Below are 26449 nucleotides of genomic sequence, written 5' to 3'. Positions count from 1 at the left end.
GACGGCGCGACCGGGGCCGGGAAATGAGCGCAGAGCCGGCGCATGTCGCCGCTTCGGGAGTGCCGGGCCTTGTCGTCAGTGGCCGCCGGACAGCTGCCCGGCCAGGCTGTCGTGCAGGCGGGCGCTGGGCCCGTTGAGGCCGATCACGGTGACCTTCTTGCCACGGGCGGCGTACTTGGTCTGCACCGCGTCCAGCGCCGCCACCGAGGAGGCGTCCCAGATATGCGCGTCGGACAGGTCGATGACGACCTCGTCGGGGTCGCCGGCGTAGTCGAACCGGTAGACCAGGTCGTTGCTGGAGGCGAAGAACAGCTCGCCGGTGACGGCGTAGACAGCCTGCCTGCGGTCGGGGTCGACGACGGCGGTGACGTTGGCCAGATGGGCGACCCGGCGGGCGAAGATGACCATGGCGGTGACGGAGCCGACGACCACGCCGATGGCGAGATTGTGGGTGGCCACCACGACCGCGACGGTGGTGGTCATGACGATGGTCTCGCCCCAGGGCATGCGCCTGAGGGTGGCCGGGGCGACCGAGTGCCAGTCGAAGGTCGCGAACGAGACCAGGATCATGACGGCGACCAGGGCGGCCATCGGGATCTGCGAGACCCAGGGCCCGAAGGCGATGCACAGCACCATGAGGAAGATGCCGGCGGTGAAGGTCGACAGGCGGGTGCGGGCGCCGTTCTTGACGTTGATCATCGTCTGGCCGATCATGGCGCAGCCGCCCATGCCGCCGAAGAGGCCGGTGACGATGTTGGCGACGCCCTGGCCGATGGACTCGCGCGTCTTGTTGGAGTGGGTGTCGGTCAGGTCGTCCACCAGCTTGGCGGTCATCAGCGATTCCATCAGCCCGACCAGGGCCAGGGCCAGGGCGTAGGGCGCGATGAGGGTGAGGGTGGCCATGGTGAACGGCACGTCGGGCAGGCCGAAGGCCGGCAGCGCCGACGGGAGGGTGCCGCGGTCGCCGACGGTCGGCACGGCCAGACCCGCGCCCAGGGTGATGGCGGTCAGGATCGCGATGGAGACCAGCGGGGCGGGCACCACCGTGGTGATGCGGGGGAAGAACACCATCAGGGCCAGGCCGCCGGCCACCAGCGGGTAGACCACCCAGGGCACATCGAGGAGTTCGGGCACCTGTGCCATGAAGATCAGGATCGCGAGGGCGTTGACGAAGCCGACCATCACGCTGCGCGGCACGAACCGCATCAACTTCGCCACTCCGAGCGCGCCGAGGGCGATCTGGATGAGGCCGCCGAGGATGACCGCGGCGATGAGGTAGGCCAGGCCGTGCTCGCGGGCCAGCGGGGCGACCACCAGGGCGATCGCGCCGGTGGCAGCGGAGATCATCGCGGGGCGGCCGCCGACGATGGCGATGACCACGGCCATGGTGAAGGAGGCGAACAGCCCGATGCTGGGATCGACCCCGGCGATGATGGAGAACGAGATCGCCTCGGGGATCAGGGCGAGCGCGACCACCAGGCCGGACAGGACCTCGGTGCGGGCGACCTTCGGCGACAGCCAGGCCGGCCGGGAGGTGGGCAGCAGACGGGCGGCGGACAACGAGCGTGGCAAAAGAACGTCCTTGGGCAGGAGGGAGCCACCTGGCGGCACGCGGCCGCAGGCGGGCCCATGAGGGCGGCAACAGGCGAAACGGAAGGAGTGGCACCCGCATCAAGCAGGCGGTCGGCGAGATCGACGATCCCGGGCGCAAGCGCCGAGCGAGCCACCGAAGGGGCCGGGGCGCGGCTACCGGAGCGGAAGTGTCACGGCGGGCAGCAGGCGGCGGGCGAGGCGGGCATGCGCGGGCCGAAGTCCTTTACGTCGGGAGCGTCACACGGTGCGCCGGTGCGCCGTGTTCGGGCAGGCCGCGAAACAGTGTCCGCGACGATCGGGGCAAACCAGCAGGAATCTCCCTCTCGGCGGCAACTCTACCTTAACGTTAGAGTAGAGATTGGTGAGGGGAGGTCCGGTGCGGTCGCCCCTCAGCCGCCCCTTGAGCAGTGAGGTCACCCGATCATGGACATCCTGGGCGATATCGCAGCCGCGTCCACCACCCCGCCTGTCCCGCGCAGTGGTGAAGGTCACATGCACATCGGCCAGGTGGCCGAGCGCACCGGACTGTCGCTGCGCACCATCCGGCACTACGAGGAGGTCGGTCTGGTGCCGGCCTCGGCCCGCAGCCAGGGCGGTTTCCGCCTCTACACCGCGGCCGACGTGGCGCGGCTGATGGTGATCCGCCGGATGAAGCCGCTCGGGTTCACCCTGGAGCAGATGGGCGAGTTGCTGGCGGTCACCGACCGGCTGGAGGGTCGCACCGATGCCGGGCCGCTGCCCGAGGCCGAGCGCCGGGCGTGCCTGCGCCGGCTGGAGGTCTTCGAGCGCGCCGCCCGCGAGCGGTGCGAGGCGTTGCGCACGCAGTTGCAGTGGGCCGAGGAGTTCGCCGCCGACCTGCGACGGCGTGGACAGCAGGCCGCCCACGGTGATTGACGGGGGACAGATGACAACAACCGGGCGCGCGACACCTTTCGGCATCGAGGGCGGCCAGGCCCCCGACCGCTGGGACGTCCGGCTTCGGGATGCCGCTCGAGCCCGGCCCCTCGACGCCGATCTCCCGTTCGCGGGCGGTCGCGATGCCCCTCGCCCAGGGGCATCGGCGCGCCGGGAGCGGGGGTCGTCTAGCCGTTGATCAGGGACGTCTCCGACAGCGTGAGCAGGAAGGCTCCGGCGGCGAGCAGCGCGATCGGCCAGGACCGGCTGATGGCGGACCAGATCGTGGCGGCCAGGAAACAGACCAGGGCGAGCAGCACGAGAACGTCCACGAGAATCCTCCAAGGGGTCACCCCCAGACGATCATCGTCTGGGGCAAGCCCTCACTGCCCCGCGACCCTCGCGGGTAACACGTCGCACCCCTGTTTCGTCAGGAAGATGATTTCCGCCGACCCTATTTTTGTTGATATATCCGGCTATGCCCCTTCCCAGAGGGCCGCGGCGGCCTCGGCGCAGGCGACGTCCTGGGAAACGGTGCCGCCGCTGACGCCGACCGCTCCCGCCACCGCGCTCACCACGCTCACCCCGCGCTCGTCACCGGCCTCCCCGAGCGGGACGCCGCCGCCGAAGCACACGTACCGGTCACCGGCCAGGCCGTACAGCTCGCCTCCGGGCAGGACCAGCGGCGCGAGGTCGGCGGTGGGCATGCGGTGGGCCACCGCGGTGTAGGCCTTGCCGGGGGCGAGGACGGGCCCGGTGATCCGCGCGCCGTCCATCCGCTGGAACGCGACCAGGTGCCCGCCCGCGTCGACCACGGCGACCGAGATGAGCGCGCCCTCCCGTGCGGCCTGCCGCACCGCGGCCTCACACATGCGCAGCGCGAGTTCCAGGTTCACCGCTCTCCTCACCGTCTCGAAACCGTTTCGACGGTCTTCGGCGCGGGCGGCCGGGTGCGCGTGCGCCGCCGTCCGGGTGATGCGAGATGTCATAACGGTGCGACGCCCGCGCGGGCCCTTCGGAGGACCGGTACGAGCCTGGACCGTCGTCCCGCGAGGGAAGTGGCACCGTGAGGCGACATTCCGACGACGCTCACCAAGAGTGATGTTTCTCTTTCTTAGAGCTACGATCTCGTCACTGGCGGGATCGTTGAGGTGTCGTCCGGACGTGGGGAGAGGTATGCACAGTCATAACCGCGCGAGCGTCGTCCACCAGCTCAGGTACGCCCTCGGCCATCCGGGGCGGGTCCCCCGGCACCTGAGACGGCTGACCAGGGACCTGTGGCTGCGCCTGGGCAACCGCGACCACGTCGCCTACTACCGGGCGGTCATGAGGTCCGACACCGCACGCAGTCCCCGGGGGGCCGTGGGCAGCAGGTCGTACCGGCGCTGGGTGGCCATGGGGAAGATGCAGTTCGACTATCTCGTGCGGCACGGGCTGAGGCCCGAGCACCGCATGCTGGAGATCGGCTGCGGCAACCTGCGGGCCGGGCGCCTGTTCATCGGCTACCTCGACCCCGGAAACTACTACGGGATCGACATCTCCCCGGACATCCTGATCGCCGCCCAGGACACCCTGGTCTCCTACGACCTGCGCGACAAGTTCCCGCACCTTCTGCCGGTCGGGGACCTGCGCTTCACCGCCCTGCCCGACCAGTCGTTCGACGTCATCCACGCCCACAGCGTCTTCTCCCACTCCCCGCTCCACGTGATCGAGGAGTGCTTCCGCGGGGTCGGCCGGATCATGAGGCCGGGAGGCTGGTTCGACTTCACCTTCGACCGCACCGAGGGCAGGGAGCACCACGTCCTGCGCGAGGACTTCTACTACCGCACCGAGACGCTGCTCGACCTGGCCGCCGCGTGCGGGCTCCGGGCGACCTTCATGGACGACTGGGAGCGGCTTCCCCACCGGCAGTCCAAGATCCGCATCACCCTCCCGGAGCGGGAGAACGCCGAGGACCACGCCGTGCGGGACGCCGGTCGCCCGGCGGAGGCCGTACCGGACCACGGGCGGCCCGAGGTCGAGCGGGACCGCGACCCGTCCGGGACCGAGCGGGACCGCGCCCTCTCCGAGGGTGAGAGAGACCGCGTCCGGCCCGGAGCGGGGCATCAGGGACACCTCGGCCGCGAAGCCGGGCGGGCGGCGCCGGATCTCGCGGAGGAGTCCCGGATGTAGTCTGGCGCTTCGCGCGACCGACCTGGAGGAACCGATGCGGGCCCACGACCTGTCCGCCGGGGGCGACGTGCTGGACCGCGTGCACGACGTGGCCCGCGAGGCGACCCGGATCCACGGCCTGACCGACGCCGAGGTCACCCTGGTCAACGTGTCCGAGAACGCCACCTACCGGGTGGACGATCCGGCCACGGGGACGCGGTCCGTCCTGCGGGTGCACCGGCTCGGCTACCACACCACGCCGGCGATCCTGTCCGAGCTGGCCTGGCTGGAGGCGCTCCGCGAGCAGGCCGGGATCCGCACCCCCCGGGTGATCCCGGCTCCCGGCGGCTCCCGGGTGCTGACCGTTCCCGGCCCCGAGCCGCGCGACTGCGTGATGTTCGAGTTCCTGCCCGGCGCCGAGCCCTCCCACGACGACCCGGTGCCCGGCTTCGAACGGCTCGGCGCCCTCACGGCGCGGATGCACCGGCATGCGCGCGGGTGGTCCCGGCCCGGCGGGTTCACCCGTTTCCACTGGGACCACGAGGCCGCTCTCGGCACCGAGTCGCGGTGGGGCCGCTGGCAGGACGGCCTGGGGGTGGAGGCCGAGGCACGGACCGTGCTGGGACGGCTGGACAAGGAGCTGCGCGAGCGGCTGCACCGCTTCGGCCGCGGTCCGGAACGATACGGCCTGATCCACGCCGACCTGCGCGCCGCCAACCTGCTCGTGGAGGGTGAGAACCCGCCCGGCGTCATCGACTTCGACGACTGCGGCTTCGGCTGGCATCTCTACGACCTGGCCGCGGCGGTCAGCTTCGTCGAGCACCGCCCCGAGGTTCCCGAGCTGGTCGACGCGTGGGTGCGGGGCTACCGGACCGTCCTGGACCTCCCGGCCGAGGACGAGGCCGAGATCTGGACGTTCATCCTGTTCCGCCGCCTGCTGCTGGTCGCCTGGATCGGCACCCACACCGGCGCCGACATCGCCGCGGAACTCGGCTCCGGCTACACCGAGGGCAGCTGCGAACTGGCCGAACGCTATCTCGCCGGCTCGCTCGGCTAACCCTGCCTGCCGCCTGTCTCCGTCTGCCTGCCGTCCGTCTCCGTCCGTCTCCGTCCGTCTCCTTCCGTCCCGCGTGGGCGCGGCATTCGCGTAGGGAGCGTCCGGCGGCGTGGCGCACGGTGACCGCGCATCGGGAAATCACTCCTATCCGCCTGAGATCCCGGCGATAGGGGGAGGGCGAATACGAGACGTCGTACGTATCACCATGTGCGCGTCGGATATTCGGATAACAGGATTCTCCCGGACGGAGTCGCTGCCTTACCGGCCATGACTTTTCCGGGCGCCCTTCCGAATCCGGAATGTTTTCCGGCGACCTCGTCTCGGCTCCGGCCGGGGCCGAGACGAGGTCAGGACTTCAGCTCGCGCCTGATGTCCTCGTCGTCCGGTGCCAGTTCCAGCGCGCGGGTGAGATCGGCGACCGCCTCCCCGTCGCGTCCGGCGGCGCGCAGCGCCATCGCCCGGTTGAACAGCAGTGCGGGGTCGTCCCCTGAGCCGAGGGCCCGGGTGAAGTCCGCGACGGCGCCCTCGGGGTCGCCGGTCTCGAACGACAGGAGCCCCCGGTTCGCCCAGGCCGCCGCCAGCGAGGGCGCGAGCTCCAGGGCCCGGTCGAAGGCGGCGCGCGCCCTGTCGTAACGGCCCTGCGCGGTCTCCACCTGGCCCAGCGCGCACAGCAGGTACGGGTTGGCGGGATCGATCGCGAGCCCGGTCTCCGCGTCCGCCCTGGCCGCGGCGTACTCGCCGAGCGCGGCCCGCAGCCCCGCCCGGTTGGCCAGGCCGTCCACGAACTCCGGGTCCAGTTCCAGCGCGTGGTCCAGGTCGGCGAGCGCGCCCCGGTGGTCACCCGCGGAGAAGCGGATCTCGGCCCGGTTGTAGTAGGGCTCGGGGAAGGGCGGGCCGACCCGCATCGCCGTCTCGTAGTCGGCGACCGCCGCGTCCATCCGGCCCAGCCGGTGCAGCAGGTTGCCCCGGTCGATGTAGTAGTCGGGATAGCCGGGGTCGGCCGCGATCACCGCGTCCAGGTCCTCCAGCGCCTCCTCGGGGCGGCCCAGCATCACGGCGAGCTGTGCCCTGTTGGCCAGCAGCACCAGCCGGTGTATCGGGTGCTCACCGGGCAGCAGGTCGCGGTCGGCCAGGGCGACGGCCTCCTCGACCAGTTCCAGGGCCCTGGCGGGACGGCCACGCCGCACCTCCACCAGTGCCCGGCCGTTGAGGTCGAATCCCATCTTGAACGCCCGCTCGCGCGGGTCGGGCAGCAGCGAGGAGATGGCGATCGCCTGGTTCACCAGCGCCAGCGCGGCGTCGGGGTCGCGCCGGGTCCGGTCGCGGTGGCGTACCTTCAGCATCCCGGTGGCGTAGGCGGCCGAGGCGTGGACCGTGGGGGAGAGGCTCTCGCGCCTGGCCAGGTCGAACAGCGCCTCCGCCTCGTCCTCGCGGCCCAGCGCGGCCAATGCGGTCGCGGTGCTGTGCAGGAGCCGCCACCAGGTCGCGGGGTCGTCCTCGGGGCCGGCAAGGCGCAGGGCGCGCTCGCCGAGATCCACCACGGCGTCGTGGTAGCCCTCGTCCAGGCACCACTGCACCGCGAACAGGAACGCCCGAACCGCCTTCGACGGGTCGCCGCCGCGCTCGCGGTGGTACGGGATCGCTCCAAGCCGCGCGCCGACCGTTCCCTCCCTCTCCAGCTCCTCGGCGAGGGCGTCGTGCCGTTCCGCGCCGAGCGGCTCCTCGGGGGCGGTGGCCCGCTCACGGGTCACCACGGCCAGCAGCTCCCCGGGGACGCGGCGCCGCAGCACCGTCAGGAGCTCCAGGTCGGTGGGGTCGGCCAGGTCGGTGTTCTCGACGACGAGCGTGCGGGGGCCGGTTTCCGACAGGTGCTCACGGACGAACTCGGCCAGGCCGTTGGCCAGGCGCAACGTGCGACGCGGCGCGTGCACCAGGATCCGCTCCGCGCCGGGCAGGCTCGCGGCCACCGACCGGCGCCGGGCGGGGATCAGATCGCGCAGGTCGGGCGCCACGGCGCGCAGCTCGATGTCGTAGCGGGCGACGAGTTCGGGCCGGGCCGCGGGCAGCAGGGCGGAGACGATCGCGCCCCCCGCGGTGTACGGCCCGCGCAGGCGCCGGTCCGCGTCGACCACGGGCAGCGGCGGTGCGGGACGAGACGGGTCGCCCTGCGGGTACGGTCCCCGACTCACCGGACTCCTTTAACTCGATTAGTTGTATTTGATGATATGGCTATGCCGGGGAGCCGGCGCCCATCACTGGACGCCGGTTCTGTGATTCAGTCTCAGCCGACGTGCTTAGGACTCGCGGTGCCACTGAGTGCGATGGTGCCAGGCTTGTGAACAATGACGCGCTTCATTATCGGCCTTCCTCGCGAATAGAACAAATTGCAAGTATTCGCAGTAATCGCCCATACTGACAAGATCTATTAGTTATCGTGGCCGGATCCGGACAATCCCTGGACAGGGGTCGCACGGTGGTGTCGACGGAACCGGCGCGGCTCATCCGGAATTCGCGCCCGCCCGGATCCGGCCGCCGCCACGCGTCCGCGGCGGGCGGCACACCGTCCGTCCGCGTCGTGGCGGCGTCGTGGCGGCGTCGTGGTGGCGCCGTGGTGGCGCCGTACGCGCGGTGGAAAGCGGGAAGGCCGGAAAGGCCGGAAAGGCGGATGGCCGGAAGGGCAGTAAGGCCGGAAAGGCGGTCAGGGGGCCACCCGCAGCACGATCTTGCCCCTGGCGTGGCCACCGGCGAGCCGCTCGTGGGCCGCGGCGGCCTCGTCGAGCGGGAACACCTCCTCGAGCTCGGGGGCGATCAGCCCGCCGTCGATCAGCTCGGCGATCTGGGCCAGGGCCGACCCGTCCGGCTCCACCAGGAACGTGCGGGTGCGAAACCCCCGAGCCTCGGCGGCGCGCAGCAGGTCGGGGGAGGCGCCCGAGGGCACCGGAACGAGCAGCCCGCCGGGGCGGAGGACGTCGAGGGAACGCGTGCTGGTCGCGTCGTGCTCGTCCCCGACCAGGTCGACGACCACGTCCACGTCGCGCACCACGTCCTCGAAGCGGACGGCCGTGTAGTCGACGAGCTCGTCGGCTCCCAGCCCGCGCAGCCAGTCGTGCTTGCCGGCGCGGGCGGTGCCGATCACGTACGCGCCGAGGTGCTTGGCGATCTGGACGGCGAGGTGCCCGACGCCGCCCGCGGCGGCGTGGACGAGGACGCGCTGTCCCGGGGTGATCCGCGCGGCGTCCACCAGGACCTGCCACGCGGTCAGCGAGGCCAGTGGCATGGCGCCGGCCTCGTCGTGTCCCAGGGAGCGCGGCTTGAGGGTGAACTGCCTCGACGGCGCGGTCACGAACTCGGCGTAGGCACCGGCCTGGCGCGGGAACCACGGCATGCCGTACACCTCGTCTCCCACCTCCAGGGAGCTCACCCCGAAGCCGGTCTCCTCGACGACGCCGGAGACGTCCCAGCCTAGGATGAAGGGCGGATCCCCCAGGACCCCGGCCATGCCCGCGCCCGCCCTGGTCTTGAGGTCCACCGGGTTCACTCCCGCCGAGACGACCCGTACCAGCACCTCGGTGGGTAGTGGTTCCGGGCGCTCCACGCGAACCGGACGCAGCACCTCGGGGCCGCCGAAGGTGTCCTGGCTGATCGCCCGCATAAGGGTCACGATGGCTCTCCCCGATCTCTCGCCGCTCTTCCCGCAGGTGTCGCCGCCCATGAGAGCGGTGTGGATCACGCTACCCTTCCGGGGGCCGGCGGCCCGGTTGCCCTGCCGTTCGCCGGGGTGCGAGCCGTGCGCGACGCCCCCGCGCCGGGCCGTCGCGGGAGGTTCCCCGCGGGAATGAAACCCTGACGCGTCGACGTCCTCCTACCGCGGGACGACCGCACGACCACCGCACGACCGGTCAAGGCCGGTGGGTGCGCCGCCGACCCGCGGCACCATGCCGCGATCCCGCCCCACGGCTCAGGCCGGGGGCCGCACACCGGGGGTATCCGATGAAGGAACCGAGGAGTCGCTGGACGGACATCGCGGGGGGCGATGCCGGAGAGCGGTACGCGGAGAGGTTCGCCCGGCTGGCCGAGTCGGGGGCGGACATGCACGGCGAGGCGCGGTTGTGCGCGGAGCTGCTGCCGCCGGGCGCCCGGGTGCTGGACGCCGGGTGCGGCACCGGGCGGGTGGCGATCAGGCTGGCCGAGCTGGGATACGACTGCGTGGGCGTCGATCTCGACGCGTCCATGCTCGACGTCGCCCGGCGGACCGCGCCATGGCTGCCCTGGATCCTGGCCGACCTCAGCGATCTCGGCGACCTTGACGCGCTCGGCGCGCTCGGCGATCCCGCGGACCCCGTGCCGGGGGCGGACCGGGCCGTCCGGGGCGGCCAAGGGGAATCGACGGAGAAAGCGGGGAAGGGCGGGAGAGGCGGGCGCTTCGACATGGTCGTCGCCGCGGGCAACGTCATCCCCCTGCTCGCCCCCGGGACCGAGGCGCGGACCGTCGCGGGGCTCGCGACGCTGCTGCGCCCCGGCGGGCTGCTGGTGAGCGGGTTCGGCCTGGACGCCGCGCACCTCCCGCTCGCCTCGGCGACGGTCACCCTGGCGGACTACGACGACTGGTGCCGTACGTCGGGGCTCACCCCGCTGCGGCGCCTGGCGACCTGGGACGGCGCGCCCTACGACGGCGGCGGATACGCGGTGAGCGTCCACACGCGCACTGAGGGCTGACGGGTCTCGGGGGAGTAGTAACTTCATCCCATGCGACTGGGCGTTCTCGACATCGGTTCCAACACGGTTCATCTGCTGGTGATGGACGCGCACCGGGGGGCCCGGCCGCTGCCGGCGTACTCGCACAAGGTGGACCTGAGGCTTTCCGAGCACATGGAGGACGGTGACCGCCTGTCGGCGCGGGGCGCCGCGCGGCTACGGGAGTTCGTCGAGGAGGCGCTGCGGCTCGCCGAGGACAAGGGTGTCGAGGACCTCATGGCCTTCGCGACGTCCGCGGTCAGGGAATCGGTGAACGGCGAGGAGGTCCTCGCCGGGATCAAGGCCGACACGCAGGTCGACATCGAGGTGCTGTCCGGTCAGGACGAGGCGAGGCTGACGTTCCTGGCCGTGCGCCGCTGGTTCGGGTGGTCGTCCGGGCGGCTGCTGGTGCTGGACATAGGAGGTGGGTCGCTGGAGATCGCCTCGGGCATCGACGAGCAGCCCGACGCGGCGGTGTCGCTCCCGCTGGGGGCTGGCCGGCTCACCCGCGACTGCTTCACCGCCGACCCGCCGCCCGCCGACGAGGTGCGGGCGCTGCGCAGGCACGTACGGGCCGAGATCGCCCGCACGGTGGGAAACGTGGCCCGGTACGGCCAGGCCGACCACGCGGTGGCGACGTCCAAGACGTTCAGGCAGCTCGCCAGGATCGCCGGGGCGGCGCCCTCGCACGAGGGGTCGTCCGTGCGCCGGGTGCTCAGGCACGCGGACCTGGTCGGGTGGACCGACCGGCTGATCAAGATGAGCACCCGGGAGCGGGCCGAGCTGCCCGGGGTCTCCGAGGGGCGGGCGCCGCAGCTGCCGGCCGGGGCGATCGTCGCCGACGCCGCGATGGACCTGTTCGGGGTGGCCCAGCTGGAGGTGTGTCCCTGGGCGCTGCGCGAGGGAGTGATCCTGCGGCGGCTGGACGCGATGCCGGAACGGTGAGGTTTACCGGAGCGTTCACAGGTAAGAGCGCATAGTCATGAACAGCCCTCAGGCTCACGTGGAAGGTGCCGCTCGCAAAGCGGCCAACAGTCAGACGCTCGACAGGCTGGCGCGGGTTGGATTGGCCTGCCGGGGTGTCCTCTACGGTTTGATCGGTTTCCTCGCCCTGCAGATCGCCTTCGGCGGGGGAAGCGGCAACAAGGAAGCCGACAAGACCGGCGCGATCGAGACGGTGGCCGAGCAGCCGTTCGGCACGTTCTTGCTCTGGCTCATGGTCGTCGGGTTCGTCGCGCTGGTCGTCTGGCAGCTGTCGGAGGCCATCATGGGCCGCGGACGGACCAAGGACCGGGTGGAGTCGGGCGCGCGGGTGGCGGTCTACACGCTGATCGTGGCCACGCTGCTCGGCGTGCTGCTGCGCGGCGATTCCGGTGCCTCGATGGACAGCCAGTCGAAGGACATCACGGCCACGCTGATGGAGCTGCCCTTGGGGCAGTTCATCGTCGGCCTGGTGGGCCTGGGCCTGATCGGCCTGGGCGCCTACTGGATCCGCCAGGGCTGGAAGAAGGAGTTCCTCAAGGACCTGCGCACCGGCGAGATGCCCGCGAGGGCGCGAGAGCTCGCCGAGAAGTTCGGCATGGCGGGATACATCGCCCGAGGCGTGATCGCCGCGGTCGCCGGTGTCTTCGTCATCCAGGCCGCGGTCACCTACGACCCCGACAAGGCCAAGGGCATCGACTCGACGCTGCGCTCGCTGGCCGACACCCCGGCCGGTCCGTGGCTGCTCGGTGCCGTCGCGATCGGTCTGCTGCTGTTCGCGGTCTACTGTTTCTTCGAGGCTCGCTGGCACCGCGTGTGACGGATGGAACCGCACGGTACGCCAGGTGCGGACACGCAGGTGAAGGGGCCTTTGGCAAGCCCCACCTGTCTATCCGGTAAGTGATCGGATTCCTACTTTTCCGCGACATCTTCTCCGCCGAGCCCCGCGTCTTCCCAGAAGTGAAACAGCATCGGAGGGGGCGTATGGACTCGTCGGAGTACGACGGCAGTGAATGGGTTCTCCGCCTGGCGGGTTCCCCGGACCAGGTGGTCAGAGCCCGCCGCCTGGTCTCGATGACCCTGGGGCGAGACCATCCCCTCCACGACGACTGCGTACTGCTGACCAGCGAGATCGCCACCAACGCGGTGATCCACTCCCGCTCTGGGGACGGCGGGGCGTTCACCGTCACGGTGGCCTGCTCGGCGACGGGGGTGCGGGTCTCCGTCCAGGACGAGGGCTCCTCCGCGGCCCCCTGTGTGTGCCGAGCCTCGGCCGACGCGACAGGGGGCCGCGGCCTGCCCCTGCTGGAGGCGCTGGCCCACCGCTGGGGCGTGGTCAGGGAGACCGGGTCCAACAGGGTGTGGTTCGAGCTGGTGCTGGAGATGGCCGGACTGCGCGCGGGCAGCCTGGCCGGCGCCCGCTGACACCGCGACGGCACTCACGTGACGGGCGTGACGAGACGGCCTCGTCGTTCGTGGTGAAGTGATGGATTCGTGGTGAAGTGATGGAAGGGCCTGCCTTACGGGCCGGAGGTGGGTGAGCGCAAGGCTCGCGTGCAGAGAGTGAGACCCTCCATCAGCGTGGTACGCGTGGTGTCGTCGACCTCGGCGAGCATGTCCTCCTCGATGCCGTCGAGCGAACGGTCGCAGTGCCGCAGCACCGTCTGTCCTTCACGGGTGAGATGGGCGCGGAGCACCCGGCCGCCGTCCGGGTGCGCGTCACGGTGGATCAGGCCGCGTTGTTCCAGCTCGCGGACGACCAGGTTCATCGCCTGCGGCGTGACGAAGGCGATGCGGGCCAGTTCGGCCGAGGAGAGTCCGGCGCGCGTGCGCAGCTCGCTGAGCGCCATGTATTCGGTCGTCGTGATGCCGTACCGGACGAGCGCCTCGTCGAGCCGGGCGCGGATGCGACGCTCCAGCCGGTAGACGACATAGCTCAGGCGGGGGGCCGGCTTGACCGGCTGGTCGGTTGCGGGGATGCGGCGCGAGGTCACGGGACGACCATAACCGGCGATGTAAGTTTCGCGCCCTCGATATCAAGCTACTTGATAACAAATCGCTTGATAAGCAGCGTAAGCAGCGCTTTTCCGTGGATGGAGCGTCATGATCCCTTACGAGGGTGGCTTGACCGTCCGTTGGTTTCGCCCCTATACCGGCTGATGTCAGGACGAGTCGGCGGCGCCCCGGCCTCGTGCATCGAGCGAACATCAAGCAGAGGAGAGCCGATGAAGTCATTGACCGCCGTGCTCGCGGGTGTCAGTGCCGCGGTACTGTGCGCGGCCACGTTCCTGGTGACCGGACAGTCCGCCGCCGCGGCCACCCTGACCGAGGTGACCGGCTTCGGTGCCAACCCCGGCAACCTGCGGATGCACCTCTACGTGCCGGACAACGTGCAACCCAGCCCCGCGATCGTGCTCGCCATGCACGGTTGCGGCGGTTCGGGTCCGGGCTTCTACTCGGGTTCGGAGTTCCGGACGCTCGCCGATCGGCACGGCTTCATCGTCATCTACCCGTCGGCGTCCAAGAAGGGCAACTGCTTCGACTCCTGGTCCGCGGCGTCAAAGGTACGCGACGGGGGCAGCGACCCGGTCTCGCTGATGTCCATGATCACCTACACGCGGCAGCGCCACAACGGTGACGCCGACCGCATCTACGTCACCGGCAGCTCCGCCGGCGGCATGGAAACCAACATCATGCTCGGCAACTATCCCGACGTCTTCAAGGCCGGGGCGGCGTTCATGGGGGTGCCGTTCGGCTGCTTCGCGAACGAGGCCGACTACATTCCCTCGCCCGGCGCGAGCAACTGTGCCTCCGGGCGGATCAGCAAGACGCCCCAGCAGTGGGGAGACCTGGTCCGCGCCGCCTATCCCGGGTACAACGGTCCCCGGCCGCGCGTCCAGCTCTGGCACGGCACCACGGACAACCTCGTGTACTACGCCACCCACCAGCAGGCGATCGACCAGTGGACCAACGTGTTCGGCCTGAGCCAGACGCCCACCAGCACGGACACGCCGCAGCCGAACTGGAACCGCCGCCGCTACGCCGACAACTCCGGCACGGTGCGGGTCGAGGCGTACAGCATCCAGGGAGCCGGCCACAGCCTGCCGATGAGCGGGATGGCCGCCGCCGCGATCCAGTTCTTCGGCCTCACCGGCGGGCCGAGCCCGTCGCCGACCCCGACCCCGACCCCGACCCCGACCCCGAGCCCCACCCCGACCCCGACTCCTTCCCCCACCCCCACCCCCACCCCCACCCCCGACCCGGGCACCGGGTGCAGGGTCACCTACGTTCCCAGCACCTGGAACAACGGCTTCACCGCCGACGTCACCGTGACGAACACCGGCGCGACCCCCGTCAACGGCTGGACCGTGACCTGGACCTGGCCGGGGGACCAGCGGGTCACCAATGCCTGGAACGCCACGGTGACCCAGTCGGGCTCCCAGGTCAGCGCGCGCAACCTCTCCTACAACGGCACCATCGCCCCGCAGGCCCGGACCGGTTTCGGGTTCCAGGGCACGTACAGCGGCACGAACTCGGCTCCGGCGGCGTTCGCACTGAACGGGACCCCCTGCGTCATGGGGTGAGTCCGTCCAGGAGGCCGGCGGCCACCTTCAGGGCGGGCCGCTCGTACTCCTCGGCGCGTGCGTGGAAGACCTGCTCTGCCCGGATCGCCGGCCAGTCCGCGGGGAGGTGTTCGGCCGGCAGGTGGGGATCCTGCCGGACGAGCTGCAGCCAGTCGGTGTGCAGCAACAGCTGCCGTACGAGATCGTCCGGCGCGTCGGAAAGTGGCCGGGTGACGTCCCACCTGGTGAGGAACGCCCGATAGCGCCGGGCGATCTGCTCGATGTCGAAGGCCTTCGCGACCAGGTCGGCGGCCTCGGTGGGTTCGAACGCCCTGGCGGTCAGCACCGTGACGTGGTCGTCCACGTCCAGCGAGTCGAACACGCCGGTGACCTCCTTCGCGCCCGGCGCGATCCACAGCCCGCTCTGCAGCGGGCCGAACCCGGCCCAGACGAGCCGGGACCGCAGGTCGTGGCGGGTGCTGCGCCGGCTGTCCGGCAGGGAGAACCCGACGACCGTCCAGGTGCCGTCCCAGTCGCGGTTCACCGCGCCGGTCTCCCAGATCCGCCGGCGCCCGTCCCTGAGCACCGCCACGGCGTACGGGGTGAGCTCGATGTACGCCCTGCGTCCCACCCGGTACCGAGTCACGAGGTTGCGCTTCACCATGCGAGCGAGCGTGGACCGGACGGCCTCCTCGGAGACGCCGAGGCGGGCGAACACCTCGATGATGCTGCCCGAGGAGATGGCGGTGCCGCGGTCCAGCGCGTAGATGCCGAGGAAGCTGAATATCAGGGACTGCGGGCGCGGCGCCGGCACTGCCGGCGCCGCCGGTTCGTCTTCGCCGCCGATGGTCACACCGAAAGCGTAGACGGACCGGATGTCAGGCACATAATTGACGGAAGTCAGATATCTGCCCGAGGAGAGCTCATGAACGTCGACGAACTGGTCGCCATCGACGTGCACACGCACGCGGAGGTCTCCGCCGACGGGCACGCCTCGCTCGGTGACGAGCTGGCCGGTGCCTCGGCGAAGTACTTCAGGGGACACTCCCGGCCCACCATCCCCGAGACGGCCGCCTACTACCGCGAGCGCAGGATGGCGGCGGTGGTGTTCACCGTCGACGCCGAGCACGCCACCGGGCATCCACGCATCTCGAACGAGGAGGTCGCGGCGAGTTGCGCCGCCCACGCCGACGTGCTGATCCCCTTCGCCAGCGTCGACCCGTGGAAGGGCAGGGCCGGTGTCCGCGAGGCGCGCCGGCTCGTGGCCGAGCACGGGGTGCGCGGCTTCAAGTTTCATCCGAGCGTCCAGGGCATGGCGCCCGACGACCGGGCGGCCTACCCTCTCTACGAGGCGATCGAGGAGATGGGCGTGCCGGCACTGTTCCACACCGGCCAGACCGGCATCGGCGCCGGCCTGCCCGGCGGGGGCGGGATCCGGCTGAAGTACTCCAACCCGATGCTGGTCGACGACGTCGCCGTGGACTTCCCCGAACTGCGGATCATCCTCGCTCACCCGTCCTTTCCCTGGCAGGATGAGGCTCTGGCGGTCGCCACGCACAAGCCGTACGTCTACATCGACCTGTCCGGGTGGTCGCCGAAGTACTTTCCCCCGCTGCTCGTCCGGTACGCCAACACGCTGCTGAAGGACAAGGTGCTCTTCGGGTCCGACTACCCGATGATCACGCCGGACCGATGGCTCGCCGACTTCGACGCCCTCGACATCAAACCCGAGGTCCGCCCGAAGATTGTCAAGGACAACGCCGTACGCCTGCTCGGGCTCGACGCCCCCTAATGTCGGGCAGAGTATTGACGTTCGTCATGAATGTGCCTAACCTCCGGGCAAGTAAGCGCAGCAGTTCGCTCTCGGACTGAGGAGCTCGGTCATGACGACCCCGTCGGCCCTCCCCCCCAACCAGGTTCAGCTCCGCCGCGCGGTGGCCTCCAGCTTCCTGGGCAGCGTCATCGAGTACTACGACTTCCTGCTGTACGCCACGGCCTCGGCGGTGGTCTTCAGTAAGATCTTCTTCTCCTCGCTCGACCCGCTCGCGGCCACGGCCGCCAGCTTCGGCACCTTCGCCACGGGCTACCTCGCCAGGCCGCTCGGCGGAGTGATCTTCGGTCACTTCGGCGACCGGCTCGGCCGCAAGCGCATGCTGGTCCTGACCATGACCCTGATGGGCCTCGCCAGCTTCCTCATCGGCGTGCTCCCCACCTACGAGCAGATCGGCGTCCTCGCCCCCGTCGCCCTCGTCGCCCTTCGCGTGCTGCAGGGCGTCGCCATCGGCGGCGAATGGGGAGGCGCCGTGCTGATGTCCGCCGAGCACGCGACCAGCCGCCGCGGCCTGTGGGCGGGCTTCACCAACGCCGGCGCCCCGTTCGGCATGGTGCTCTCCACCGGGGTGCTCAGCGGCACCGCGGCCGTCGTGGGCGAGGAGGCGTTCCTGAGCTGGGGCTGGCGGGTGCCGTTCCTGCTCAGCATCCTGCTCCTGGCGGTCGGCCTGTTCGTCCGGCTGCGGGTCGAGGAGACCCCGGTGTTCGAGGCGGCCGGCGGCCGCGCCGCCCGGATGCCGCTGCTGGAGGTGTTCCGCCACCATCCGAAGGCACTGCTTCTCGGGGTGGGCGTCGGGCTGTCGGCGTTCGTGGCCCAGGGCACGCTGACCACCTATCTCATCGCCTACGGCGTCCGGACCGGTTTCACCCGGCAGGCCGTGCTGAACGGTCTCACGCTCTCCTCCGCGCTGGCCGTGGTGGGCATCGTCGCCTGGGCGGCGCTCTCGGACCGGGTCGGACGCCGTCCGGTCGTGCTGGCGGGAGCGCTGCTCATGGCCGTGTTCGGCTTCGTCCTGTTCCCGATGGTGAACACCGGCAGCGTCGCCGTGCTCGTCGTCGCGCTGGTGCTGGGCCAGGCGGTCATCCACCCGCTGATGTTCGGCCCGCTCGCGGCGCTGTACGCCGAGCTCTTCCCCACCAGGAACCGCTACACCGGCGCCTCGCTCGGCTACCAGCTCGCCGGACTCGGCGCCGGCCTGGGCCCGTTGCTCTTCGCCCAGCTGGACGCGTCGTCCGGGGGCGGCAGCACGACGACGATCTCGGTGATCATCGCCGGCTGCTGCCTGCTGACCGTGGTCTGCGTGCTGGCCCTGCGTGAGACCAGCACCGACGACCTCACCTCGGACACCCCGGCGGTCCCCGCCGCCACCGATGCGTAACGCCGGGCTCGGCGGCTGGCCCGCCCGCCGGGCCCGGATGAGTCCCGGCCGCACCGCGTTCGTCTTCGCGGGCCGGTCGGTCAGTTACGCCGATGTCCACGAGCGGGCGACCCGCCTGGCGTCGCGGATGCGCGAGACGGGGATCCGGCCGGGGGACCGGGTCGCCTACCTCGGCCCCAACCACGTCGCCTTCGCCGAGACCATGTTCGCCACCCACATGCTGGGCGGTGTCTTCGTCCCGCTGAACTTCCGGCTGGCCGCGCCCGAGATCGCCTACATGCTCCGGCACTCGGGCGCCTCGCTCCTCGTGTACGACCCCGGCCGCGCGGAGACGGTACGCGGACTGCCCGGCCCGTACACGGTCGTGGCCCTGCGGTCGCCCTCCCCGGGGGAGCACGACTTCGAGACCTGGGTGTCGCAGGGCGATCCCGCCCCCTTCGACGTCCCGGTGGCGCTCGACGACGTCGCCCTGATCCTCTACACCTCCGGCACGACCGGCCGTCCCAAGGGCGCGATGCTCAGCCACGCCAACCTGGTGTGGAACTGCTTCAACATGATGATCGGCGTGGACGTGACGAGCACCGAGGTGACGCTGATCAGCGCGCCGCTCTTCCACGTCGCGGCCCTGAACCAGACGATGCTGCCGACCTTCCTCAAGGGCGGCACCTCGGTGATCATGCCGTCCTGGGACGTCGAGCTCTGTTACGACCTCATCGAGAAGCACCGCGTGACGTGGATGTTCGGCGTCACCACGATGTTCGCCGACCTCGTCCGGTCGCCGCGCTGGGCCGACGCCGGCCTCTCGTCGCTGCGCACCCTCATGTCCGGCGGCGCCGCCGTCCCCATGACGCTGATCCGCACCTACCAGGAGAGGGGCCTGGTCTTCTGCCAGGGCTACGGGCTGACCGAGACCGCACCCGGCGCGACCTTCCTCGAGGCGGGCGAGAGCGTGCGCAAGGTGGGCTCGGCAGGGGTCCCGGTCTTCTTCTCCGAGGTGTCCGTGGTCCGCCCCGATCTCACTCCGGCACCGGTCGGGGAGCCCGGCGAGGTCCTCATCCGGGGGCCGAACGTCACTCCCGGCTACTGGCGTGACCCGGAGGCGACCGCCGCCGCGCTGAGCGAGGACGGCTGGTTCCACTCCGGCGACATCGCGACCGTGGACGAGGAGGGTCACCTGACCATCGTCGACCGCGTCAAGGACATGTACGTCTCCGGCGGGGAGAACGTCTACCCGGCGGAGGTCGAGAACGTGCTCTTCGCGCATCCGGCGGTGGCGGAGGTCGCCGTGGTGGGGATGCCGGACCGGAGGTGGGGCGAGGTGGGCCGCGCTTTCGCCGTGCTCCGTCCCGGCGCCGCCGTCACCCCCGGCGAGCTGACGGCCTTCCTCCGTCCTCGGCTCGCGAAGTACAAGATCCCCGTCTGTTTCGAGATCGTCGACGCGCTGCCGAAGACGGGCTCGGGCAAGATTCGCAAATCCGAACTCCGCGACCGCCCCCTGCCAGGATGAGGGCGGGACCCCGGGGCGTCCCGCCGTACGGTCTCAAGGGGTGCCGCACGTCGCGGGGCAGAACGTGACCTCGGGGTAGCGCGATGACGGCCCCTCCAGCAGGGGTTGTCGTCGTGATTTCAGGTGCTGGTCGAGGAAGGCCGCCACGTAGGTGCGGGTGAGCTCGGCGGAGCGCGCCGCGGACAGAGCGCGGGGGGCGGGCCTGATGCCGAGGGCGCCCGCCAGCAGCGGCAGGTCGGTGAAGGAGTGGTGTTCGGTTCCCGACAGCACGAGCCAGCGTTTCCATCCGGTCAGCAGCTTCCAGTCGCGGTCCCACGAGGTGTCGCGGCCCCCGGTGACGTGCTGCGGCGCACCGATGAACATGAACGGCCGGGCGAACCCGCTCTTGGGAATCCGGGCGTAGGTGGTGCCGTCCATGTCGATCCCGGCGCGCACGCGCGAGTCCTTCACCATGGCCGCCACGGCGGCGGCCCCGCCGATCGACTGGCCCACCATCGCGATCCGGGAGCGGTCGATCAGGCCGGAATTCTCCCACTCCGACGGCAGCCGATCGAGGACGAAGGAGACGTCGGCCGCCCGGCCCTGGACCACTCTCGGGCCGAAGCCGGGATCGGTGTCGCCGTCGCAGGCGAGGCATTCGGCGACCCGCCCGTCGGACAAGGTCGTGGCGTAGCTCTCGTGGGTGTGGTCGATCCCGGCCACGACATACCCGCGGCTGGCCAGGTCCTCGGCCAGGGAGGTGAGGGTGCTCACCGGCTTGGTGAAGCCGGGAGAGAGCACCACCAGCGGGAGCCCGCGTCCCGTGGGGCCGACGTCTTCGACGGCGTTGGTGCGCGTGTTGCTCAGCGTGTCGTACGGCGCGCCGGTGATCCTGGAGCCCTTTAGGAGGAGTTCCGACTCCTTGGACGTCATGTAGGGCGCGCGTTGCCCGTCGCGCTGCTTGGCCGGGTACCACAGGGTGACCTTGAGCCGCCTGGCGTCGAGGTCGGGGTCCCAGGGATCGGGGCGGGAGGTGTCGGTCAGGTGCAGGGCGGTGGTGCCGACCGGATGGGGGCCGGTGGGGGCGGGCAGGGTGGCGGGACCGGTCGGGGTGACCTGCGGGACGTCGGATCGGGGCGGCGTGGGCGCGGAGCAGGCGGACGCGGCCAGGACTACCAGTCCCGTGGCCAGTCCCGTGGGCAGGGCCAGGAGCTGTCTCATGGGGATCCCTTCACGCGTGCAGCAGGGCCAGGGCCTTGGCCAGGGCGGGGTCGCGTCCGGCGGCGGCGTCGGCGGGGGTCAGGGGCACGTGGTGGTCGGGCGGCACGCCGATCCGGTCGATCACCTCGCGATCGGGGCCGAGGTGGTGCCTGGCGGGAAAGCTCAGGAGGGTGTTGTCGGCGAGCAGGTACGGTTGGGCCGGGCCGGAGATGAGCCCGGCGGTCCTGGTGCCGACCAGCCGGCCGAGGCGCAGGTCCTTGACCGCGGAGCTGAAGTGCTCACACGCCGAGGCGCAGCCGCGGTCGGTGAGCACCACCAGCGGCAGGCCGAGCAGTTCGACGGTGTCGTCGGTCCGCATGGTCTCGCAGGTGCCGTCCACGGCGCACTGGTGGGCGGTGACCTTGCCGTGGGTGAAGGCGCTCAGCAGCCGGATCGCCTCCACGGGGCTGCCGCCGCCGTTGCCGCGCACATCCAGCACGACGCCCGACAGCGTGCGGCCGGTGCGCAGCCGGGAGACGGCTTTGAGGACCCGGTTGGCGGAGTCGGGCGCGAATCCGGTCATCCGCACGTAGGCGACGTCGTCGTCCAGCAGCTGTGACCGCACCACCTGCAGGCCGGCCAGGTCGCGCTGGAAGAGGCCGGGTTTGAGCGTGACCGTCCAGCGGCGGCCGGTGCTCTGCCGCAGCAGCCGCAGCTGGACCGGCCGGGCTTGGGGGTAGCGCGGGTAGAGGGCGGCGATGGCGGGGGTGGCCCTGGCGTCGATGAAGGGCGCCGAGCCGTTGATCGACTCGATGATGTCGCCGGGGCGCAGGCCGGCGGCCCGCGCGGCGCCGCCTTGCACGGTGGTGACGAACAGCGGGCCGACGGCGGTACCGGGGTTGGCGTCGGCTTGCGCGCCGTCGATGTTCGCCTCGAAGCCCAGGCCGTAGCCGTCGCCGTCGTAGTGATCGGGGTGGCGCTCGACGCCGTGCGTCCAGCGGGCGTGGTTGTCGTCGAGGGCGGCCACGATGGCTTCAAGGGTGACGGCGGCCAGTGCGTCGCGCAGGTCGGGAACCTGGTCGGTGATCTTGCGGTACGTGGTCTCGAAGGCGTTCCAGTCGGCTTTGCGGTCGCCGGTCAGCGCCGGCATGGTCGCCTCGGGCACCTCGCGCCCGTTGCGGTTGAGCTCCTGGGTCAGGGCGACGAATCCGGCCGTCAGCAGCGCGCGGGCGTCCAGCGTGGCGCCGCTGTAGTAGTTGCCCAGGATGCAGAAGTAGGCCTGCTCGATGACGTCGACGGTGGTGGCCGTCTCCACCCCCGGGGGGCCTTGGGGGCGGGCGCAGACCGTCGGGCCCGCGGTGCCCGCCTGGGCGCGCGGCGGCGCGGGCGCGGTACAGGCCGCCGCCAGCAGGAGCGCGAGCCCGGCGGCGGCCGTTCTTACGGCGGTCATGACAGGCGCCTTCGGACCCACCAGAAGCAGAACCATGTCAGGCCGACGGTGAGCAGGGCGTAGATGCCGGTCTCGATCCACTGGAAGGGCCAGAAGCGCTCCAGGGGCTGGTAGGTCGCCTGCTGCCGGTAGCCGAGCCGGTTGATCTCGGCCAGGCACGAGTCCATGCCCTGTCCCGGTCCCGATCCCGGCGGTGCGCAGGGTCCCGACGTGGTGGAGGTCTTGACGGCGGCTTCCACGCCGCTCGCACGCCCGGACGGATCGACCAGCTCGCTGGACAGGACCCAGGCACCGGCGTGGCCGGGAACGACCGAATCCAGCAGGATGTGCACGAACTGGGTTTCGTCCCGGTTTATGCCGATGCCATCCACGTTCGTCTTGCTGAGTTCGAAGGTCCCGGTGACCGGGGGCATCAGGTGGGGACGGACCAGCAGTGGCATGGCGAGCTGGATCGCGACGAAGACGGCCAGGGTGAGGGCCATGGCGGCCAGGGTGCGGCGCACCAGCATGCCCACGGCCACGCCCAGGACGAAGGCGAAGGCCGCGTACCCCATCGGCGCGATGCCGCGCGCGCCGAACACCAGGGGAGCCATCAGGGCCAGGTCCGGAGCGGCCGACTTGTCCAGGGGAGCGGACCACCAGGTCACCGCGAGACCGCACACGCCGGCCGCGGCCATGGCGGTCAGGCCGGTGAGGCCGAGCTTGACCGCCAGCCAGCGGCCGCGGGTGATGCTCTGGTTCCACACCAGCAGGTGCGTGCCCGTCTCCAGCTCGCGGGTGATCAGCGGTGCTCCCCAGAAGAGCCCGACGAGGGCGGGCAGGAGCAGCACGACGAGGCTGACGGCCATGAAGGGGAGGTCGTACTCGCCGAAGAAGCGGTCGTAGAAGCGGTCGCAGGAGTCGTCCTGCGTGCAGGCGGTGATTCCGGTGGAGTAGCCGGAGGCCAGGTCCGGCCCGGTGAGGGCCAGAGTGGCGACGAGAACCAGGAGTGCGGCGGCCATCATCGTGGCCGAGCCGCGGAACTGGCGCCAGGTCAGCCAGATCATCGCTGCACCTCCAGGGCGGCCCGCCGGTTCTCGGCGGTGCGCTTTTCCATGTAGGCCAGGACGAGGTCCTCCAGGCCAAGCCGGCTGACCGTCCAGGAGGGGTCGTGGATGGGGGCGTCGGTACGGACCACGTACGTGCTCTGCCGGTCGGTGTGGCGCGCGGAGACCACGTGCTGGTCGGCGGGGAGGCGGTCGGGGTCGCGGCGCGGGCCGGTGAGCCGGTGATGGGCGGCCAGCAGCTTCTCGGTCTCCCCGGCGACCTGGACGCGGGAGTCGACCAGCACGACCAGGAAGTCGCAGACCCGTTCCAGGTCGGAGACCAGGTGAGAGGAGAGCACGACGCTGAACTCGTGCTCGACGGTGGCCTCCATCAGCCCCTGCATGAACTCGCGGCGGGCCAGCGGGTCCAGCGAGGCCACGGGCTCGTCCAGGATCAGCAGCTCGGGCCGCTTGGCCAGGCCCAGGGTGAGGGCGAGCTGGGCGCGCTCGCCGCCGGACAGCCTGCCCGCCCGCTGGGTGGGGACGAGACCAAGCCGCGCGATGCGCTCCCGTGCCATCGCGGCGTCCCAGCGGGGGTTGAGCCGGGCGCCCAGCCGCAGGTGTTCGGCGACGGTCAGCCCCGCGTAGACGGGGGTGTCCTGGGCGACGAACCCGACCTTGGCCAGCTGCTCGCGACCGCCGGCGGGACGGCCGCCGAGCACGGTGATGCCGCCCGCCGTCGGTTCGAGCTGGCCGCTGGCCAGCTTCAGCAGCGTGGTCTTGCCGGCTCCGTTGGGGCCCACCAGCCCGACGACGTGGCCCGCCGGGATGTCGATGGTGCACTCGCGCAGTGCCCAGCGCCTGCCGTACCGCCTGCCCAGTCCTTGGGCCTCTAAGACAGCGGTCACGCTATGTCCTCCTGAGCGGTGGTCCGAAAGGTGGTCATGAAGAGGGCCTCGATGCTCTCGTCGTCGAGGCCGGCCCGGCGGGCCTTGGCCAGCCAGCGCTGCAGCTCCAGCCGCAGCGGTCCGTGCGCGGCCAGCGAGGTGTCGGTGAGGGTCGCCGTCACGAACGTCCCCACCCCTGGCCTGGCGGCGACCAGGCCCTCGTGCTCGAGTTCCCGGTAGGCCTTGAGGACGGTGTTGGGGTTGATCGCCAGTTGCGCCACGGCCTCCTTGACGGTCGGCAGCTGGTCGCCCTCGCGCAGCAGGCCGAGTCGCAGCGCATGCCGTACCTGCTGCACCAGCTGCATGTACGGCGAGACGCCGGACTTCGCGTCCAGATGGAACTCGATCACCAGTTCCTCCATTTATCTACTGTCCTAGGACTTTAGATTACTACATGTATGGAACTTGTTAAGAAAACGCTCAGCGGGAGCTCGTCCCGGTCCCACGGCGCCGGCGCGTGACGCAGGCGAGCCCGGTGCGGGGATGGCCGCACCGGGCTCGTGGCGGGGATGGCCGCACCTGGCTCGTGCGGGCTCGTGGCGGGGGACGACCCCACCGGGTTCGTGCGGGCTGCGACGGATCGGCCCGCGCCGGGGTCGCGCGGGCCGCGACGGATGGGCCGCGCCGGGGCCCGTGGTGGCGGACCGGCCGAGCCGGTCCGCGACGGAGGACCGTCAGTCCCGCGGGTTCCAGCCGTCGGTGTCCACGTCGAGGTCGAGTGCGCCGGCGACGTCGCCCCACCCGACGAACTTGAAGTTCGTGTTCTCCCTGGCCTCGCCGTCCTCGTCGACCGCCCCCGGGGTGTTCTCGCCGTCGTGTGCCACGAGCAGGCCCTTGTCGAACCGGCCCAGCGGGACGTTGACCACCATCGAGCCGTCGCTGTGCTCGACGCCGTCCAGGCCGTGGCCCGCGCCGATCCGGAACTGTCCGACGTAGTCGTCGCCCTTCCGGTCGTAGACGGTGAAGGTGTTGTCACCCTGGCCGGAGGCGAGCAGGTAACCGTCGCCGCCGTCACCGTGGTAGATCGTCAGCCCCTCGGCGTCGGCCGACAGGTGCCTGCCGCCGTAGCCGGGGTCGGCGCCCGGCGCGCACTCCTCGGTCTCGGGGTCGTAGACGCCCGGTCTGCCGTACTCGCGAACCCTGTCGACCAGCTTCGGGGTGCCGGTGAGGTCGGCCCGCATCCGCCAGATGCCCACGTCCTCCTGGGCGGCGTAGAGCACGTCCCGCTCCCCGTCGACGACCATGCCCTCGACCTGGGGCAGCTCGCCGGGCTCCAGGCACGGTGTCCAGGTCGTACGGTTCGGCAGCCGGAACGAGGCGGGCAGGTCCAGGGTGCGGACGAGCCGGTAGCCGACCTTCCCGTGCGCGGTGGCGGTCAGCCTCAGCAGCGCGACGCGCGTCCTGTGCCGCTGGCTGACCAGGACGTAGGCGCCGGTCCCGTCCTGCCAGGTGGCCAGGCCGTACGCGGTCCGCGCGTCGTTGACCTGCTCCTGGCCGGTGCTGAACACGAACGGCACCGCGGGGTCGGTCAGGTCGGTGAGCGGTGCCCGCCCGCGTGCCGCCCCGTCCTTGTCGACGGCATAGAAGCGGATCTGGTCCCGGCCCCGGTCGGAGACGACGGCCAGATCGGTCCTGACGCCGTTGGACAGGCGCAGGCCGTACACCAGGTCGACGTTGTTGAACCGGCCGGGCTCGTCGTCCTCGCCGGGGGCCGCGGGGGCGGGTACGTGCTGGAGTCGCCTGCCGTCCAGGTCGTAGGCGTACAGGCCGCCCTCCTTGGCGGTGGCCATCACCACGCTTCTTCCCGAGCGGGTGGGATGCACCCAGATCGCGGGGTCGTCGCCGTTGGCGTTGCCGCCGGCGTCGTCGTCGAACAGGGCGGGGGTCTCGACCCGGGGCTTGACCGTGGGGATCCCGTCGGCCAGCGCGGCGGGCGCGAGCGCGGATCCGGCCAGGCAGAGCGCCAGCGCCGCCAGGCAGAGGCGAGTCCGTGAACGCATGGATCTCCTTGCACGTGAGATATGTAGAGAAATGTCCTTTTGATCGTTGTGGAATCGGCGCAACGGGGAGTTGACGGGAGGAGAACGCGACGGCCGTATGTGGTGAAGGGTTCCCGGCCGTGCTCGCGTCACCTGATCGGAGGCATCGGAGGCATCGGA

At 71.1% G+C, this 26449-nt stretch carries 24 protein-coding genes; 11 read left to right on the top strand and 13 right to left on the bottom strand.

Features of this window, described 5'->3' with window-relative positions; translation table 11 throughout:
• Positions 1-75 precede the first annotated feature (75 nt).
• Positions 76-1560, bottom strand: coding sequence for a SulP family inorganic anion transporter (locus ACTOQ2_RS26315; RefSeq protein ID WP_440103229.1), 1485 nt, complete (start codon positions 1558-1560; stop codon positions 76-78).
• Positions 1561-2085: 525 nt separating this feature from the next.
• Here ACTOQ2_RS26315 and ACTOQ2_RS26310 point away from each other — a divergent pair.
• Positions 2086-2487 carry a MerR family transcriptional regulator gene (locus ACTOQ2_RS26310; RefSeq protein WP_440103034.1) on the top strand — a complete coding sequence of 134 codons (402 nt, stop codon included), beginning with the start codon at positions 2086-2088 and terminating at the stop codon, positions 2485-2487.
• 188 nt (positions 2488-2675) lie between these two features.
• Here the strand turns inward: ACTOQ2_RS26310 and ACTOQ2_RS26305 are convergent, their stop codons facing one another.
• On the bottom strand, positions 2676-2819 hold the full coding sequence (locus tag ACTOQ2_RS26305; RefSeq protein WP_329083413.1) for a hypothetical protein: 144 nt from the start codon (positions 2817-2819) through the stop codon (positions 2676-2678).
• Between the two features lie 144 nt (positions 2820-2963).
• Positions 2964-3383, bottom strand: coding sequence for a GlcG/HbpS family heme-binding protein (locus ACTOQ2_RS26300; RefSeq protein WP_440103033.1), 420 nt, complete (start codon positions 3381-3383; stop codon positions 2964-2966).
• Between the two features lie 280 nt (positions 3384-3663).
• On the opposite strand from ACTOQ2_RS26300, the gene ACTOQ2_RS26295 reads away from it, so the two are divergent.
• Positions 3664-4659 carry a class I SAM-dependent DNA methyltransferase gene (locus tag ACTOQ2_RS26295; protein WP_440103031.1) on the top strand — a complete coding sequence of 332 codons (996 nt, stop codon included), beginning with the start codon at positions 3664-3666 and terminating at the stop codon, positions 4657-4659.
• 34 nt (positions 4660-4693) lie between these two features.
• Positions 4694-5695 carry a phosphotransferase enzyme family protein gene (locus ACTOQ2_RS26290; protein ID WP_440103029.1) on the top strand — a complete coding sequence of 334 codons (1002 nt, stop codon included), beginning with the start codon at positions 4694-4696 and terminating at the stop codon, positions 5693-5695.
• Between the two features lie 347 nt (positions 5696-6042).
• On the opposite strand, the gene ACTOQ2_RS26285 is transcribed toward ACTOQ2_RS26290, so the two are convergent.
• Together ACTOQ2_RS26285 and ACTOQ2_RS26280 are read right to left on the bottom strand one after the other, a co-directional pair.
• Positions 6043-7884, bottom strand: a complete 1842-nt coding sequence (locus ACTOQ2_RS26285; RefSeq protein ID WP_440103027.1) for a tetratricopeptide repeat protein — start codon at positions 7882-7884, stop codon at positions 6043-6045.
• A 509-nt stretch (positions 7885-8393) separates the two neighbouring features.
• Positions 8394-9347 carry an NADP-dependent oxidoreductase gene (locus tag ACTOQ2_RS26280; protein WP_440103227.1) on the bottom strand — a complete coding sequence of 318 codons (954 nt, stop codon included), beginning with the start codon at positions 9345-9347 and terminating at the stop codon, positions 8394-8396.
• A gap of 338 nt (positions 9348-9685) precedes the next feature.
• Here ACTOQ2_RS26280 and ACTOQ2_RS26275 point away from each other — a divergent pair, with 338 nt between their 5' ends.
• The 4 genes from ACTOQ2_RS26275 to ACTOQ2_RS26260 all read left to right on the top strand — a co-directional run bounded on the left by ACTOQ2_RS26275 (position 9686) and on the right by ACTOQ2_RS26260 (position 12835).
• On the top strand, positions 9686-10411 hold the full coding sequence (locus tag ACTOQ2_RS26275) for a class I SAM-dependent methyltransferase (protein WP_440103025.1): 726 nt from the start codon (positions 9686-9688) through the stop codon (positions 10409-10411).
• A 30-nt stretch (positions 10412-10441) separates the two neighbouring features.
• Positions 10442-11374, top strand: a complete 933-nt coding sequence (locus ACTOQ2_RS26270; protein ID WP_440103023.1) for a Ppx/GppA phosphatase family protein — start codon at positions 10442-10444, stop codon at positions 11372-11374.
• Between the two features lie 37 nt (positions 11375-11411).
• Positions 11412-12230: a DUF1206 domain-containing protein gene (locus ACTOQ2_RS26265; protein WP_440103021.1), complete on the top strand. Its 819-nt coding sequence runs from the start codon at positions 11412-11414 to the stop codon at positions 12228-12230.
• Between the two features lie 164 nt (positions 12231-12394).
• Entirely contained in the window at positions 12395-12835 is a 441-nt protein-coding gene (locus ACTOQ2_RS26260; RefSeq protein ID WP_440103019.1) for an ATP-binding protein, read from the top strand.
• 95 nt (positions 12836-12930) lie between these two features.
• Here the strand turns inward: ACTOQ2_RS26260 and ACTOQ2_RS26255 are convergent, their stop codons facing one another.
• On the bottom strand, positions 12931-13404 hold the full coding sequence (locus tag ACTOQ2_RS26255; RefSeq protein WP_440073185.1) for a MarR family winged helix-turn-helix transcriptional regulator: 474 nt from the start codon (positions 13402-13404) through the stop codon (positions 12931-12933).
• A 231-nt stretch (positions 13405-13635) separates the two neighbouring features.
• Between ACTOQ2_RS26255 and ACTOQ2_RS26250 the strand changes: the two genes are divergently transcribed.
• Entirely contained in the window at positions 13636-14994 is a 1359-nt protein-coding gene (locus tag ACTOQ2_RS26250; RefSeq protein ID WP_440103018.1) for an extracellular catalytic domain type 1 short-chain-length polyhydroxyalkanoate depolymerase, read from the top strand.
• Here ACTOQ2_RS26250 and ACTOQ2_RS26245 read toward each other — a convergent pair.
• The gene (locus tag ACTOQ2_RS26245; protein WP_440103016.1) at positions 14984-15826 is read right to left on the bottom strand and encodes a PaaX family transcriptional regulator; all 843 of its coding nucleotides are present in this window, start codon (positions 15824-15826) and stop codon (positions 14984-14986) included. The genes ACTOQ2_RS26250 and ACTOQ2_RS26245 overlap by 11 nt on opposite strands.
• A 72-nt stretch (positions 15827-15898) precedes the next feature.
• Between ACTOQ2_RS26245 and ACTOQ2_RS26240 the strand changes: the two genes are divergently transcribed.
• The 3 genes from ACTOQ2_RS26240 (at position 15899) to ACTOQ2_RS26230 (ending at position 19689) form a co-directional block, all read left to right on the top strand.
• Positions 15899-16765: an amidohydrolase family protein gene (locus ACTOQ2_RS26240; protein ID WP_440103014.1), complete on the top strand. Its 867-nt coding sequence runs from the start codon at positions 15899-15901 to the stop codon at positions 16763-16765.
• A 91-nt stretch (positions 16766-16856) separates the two neighbouring features.
• Positions 16857-18182 (top strand): MFS transporter, encoded by a 1326-nt coding sequence (locus ACTOQ2_RS26235; RefSeq protein WP_440103012.1) that lies wholly within the window; start codon positions 16857-16859, stop codon positions 18180-18182.
• Positions 18175-19689 carry an acyl-CoA synthetase gene (locus tag ACTOQ2_RS26230; RefSeq protein WP_440103010.1) on the top strand — a complete coding sequence of 505 codons (1515 nt, stop codon included), beginning with the start codon at positions 18175-18177 and terminating at the stop codon, positions 19687-19689. Before ACTOQ2_RS26235 ends, ACTOQ2_RS26230 begins: the two co-directional genes overlap by 8 nt.
• Positions 19690-19722: 33 nt before the next feature.
• On the opposite strand, the gene ACTOQ2_RS26225 is transcribed toward ACTOQ2_RS26230, so the two are convergent.
• From ACTOQ2_RS26225 to ACTOQ2_RS26200, 6 genes are all read right to left on the bottom strand, one after another.
• On the bottom strand, positions 19723-20889 hold the full coding sequence (locus ACTOQ2_RS26225; protein ID WP_440103008.1) for an alpha/beta hydrolase family protein: 1167 nt from the start codon (positions 20887-20889) through the stop codon (positions 19723-19725).
• A gap of 10 nt (positions 20890-20899) precedes the next feature.
• Entirely contained in the window at positions 20900-22318 is a 1419-nt protein-coding gene (locus ACTOQ2_RS26220; protein WP_440103006.1) for a S41 family peptidase, read from the bottom strand.
• Positions 22315-23364 (bottom strand): ABC transporter permease, encoded by a 1050-nt coding sequence (locus tag ACTOQ2_RS26215; RefSeq protein ID WP_440103004.1) that lies wholly within the window; start codon positions 23362-23364, stop codon positions 22315-22317. The genes ACTOQ2_RS26220 and ACTOQ2_RS26215 overlap by 4 nt, the downstream gene beginning before the upstream one ends.
• On the bottom strand, positions 23361-24251 hold the full coding sequence (locus ACTOQ2_RS26210) for an ABC transporter ATP-binding protein (RefSeq protein ID WP_440103002.1): 891 nt from the start codon (positions 24249-24251) through the stop codon (positions 23361-23363). Before ACTOQ2_RS26210 ends, ACTOQ2_RS26215 begins: the two co-directional genes overlap by 4 nt.
• Positions 24248-24652: a GntR family transcriptional regulator gene (locus ACTOQ2_RS26205; protein ID WP_440073170.1), complete on the bottom strand. Its 405-nt coding sequence runs from the start codon at positions 24650-24652 to the stop codon at positions 24248-24250. The genes ACTOQ2_RS26210 and ACTOQ2_RS26205 overlap by 4 nt, the downstream gene beginning before the upstream one ends.
• 312 nt (positions 24653-24964) lie before the next feature.
• Complete coding sequence (locus ACTOQ2_RS26200; RefSeq protein WP_440103000.1) at positions 24965-26290, bottom strand: phytase; 1326 nt, start codon at positions 26288-26290, stop codon at positions 24965-24967.
• Positions 26291-26449: the final 159 nt, after the last annotated feature.

Origin of the sequence: Streptosporangium sp. H16 (assembly GCF_051918855.1) — a bacterium.
Lineage (GTDB): Bacteria > Actinomycetota > Actinomycetes > Streptosporangiales > Streptosporangiaceae > Streptosporangium.
This window is presented reverse-complemented; position numbering and strand designations above follow the sequence as displayed.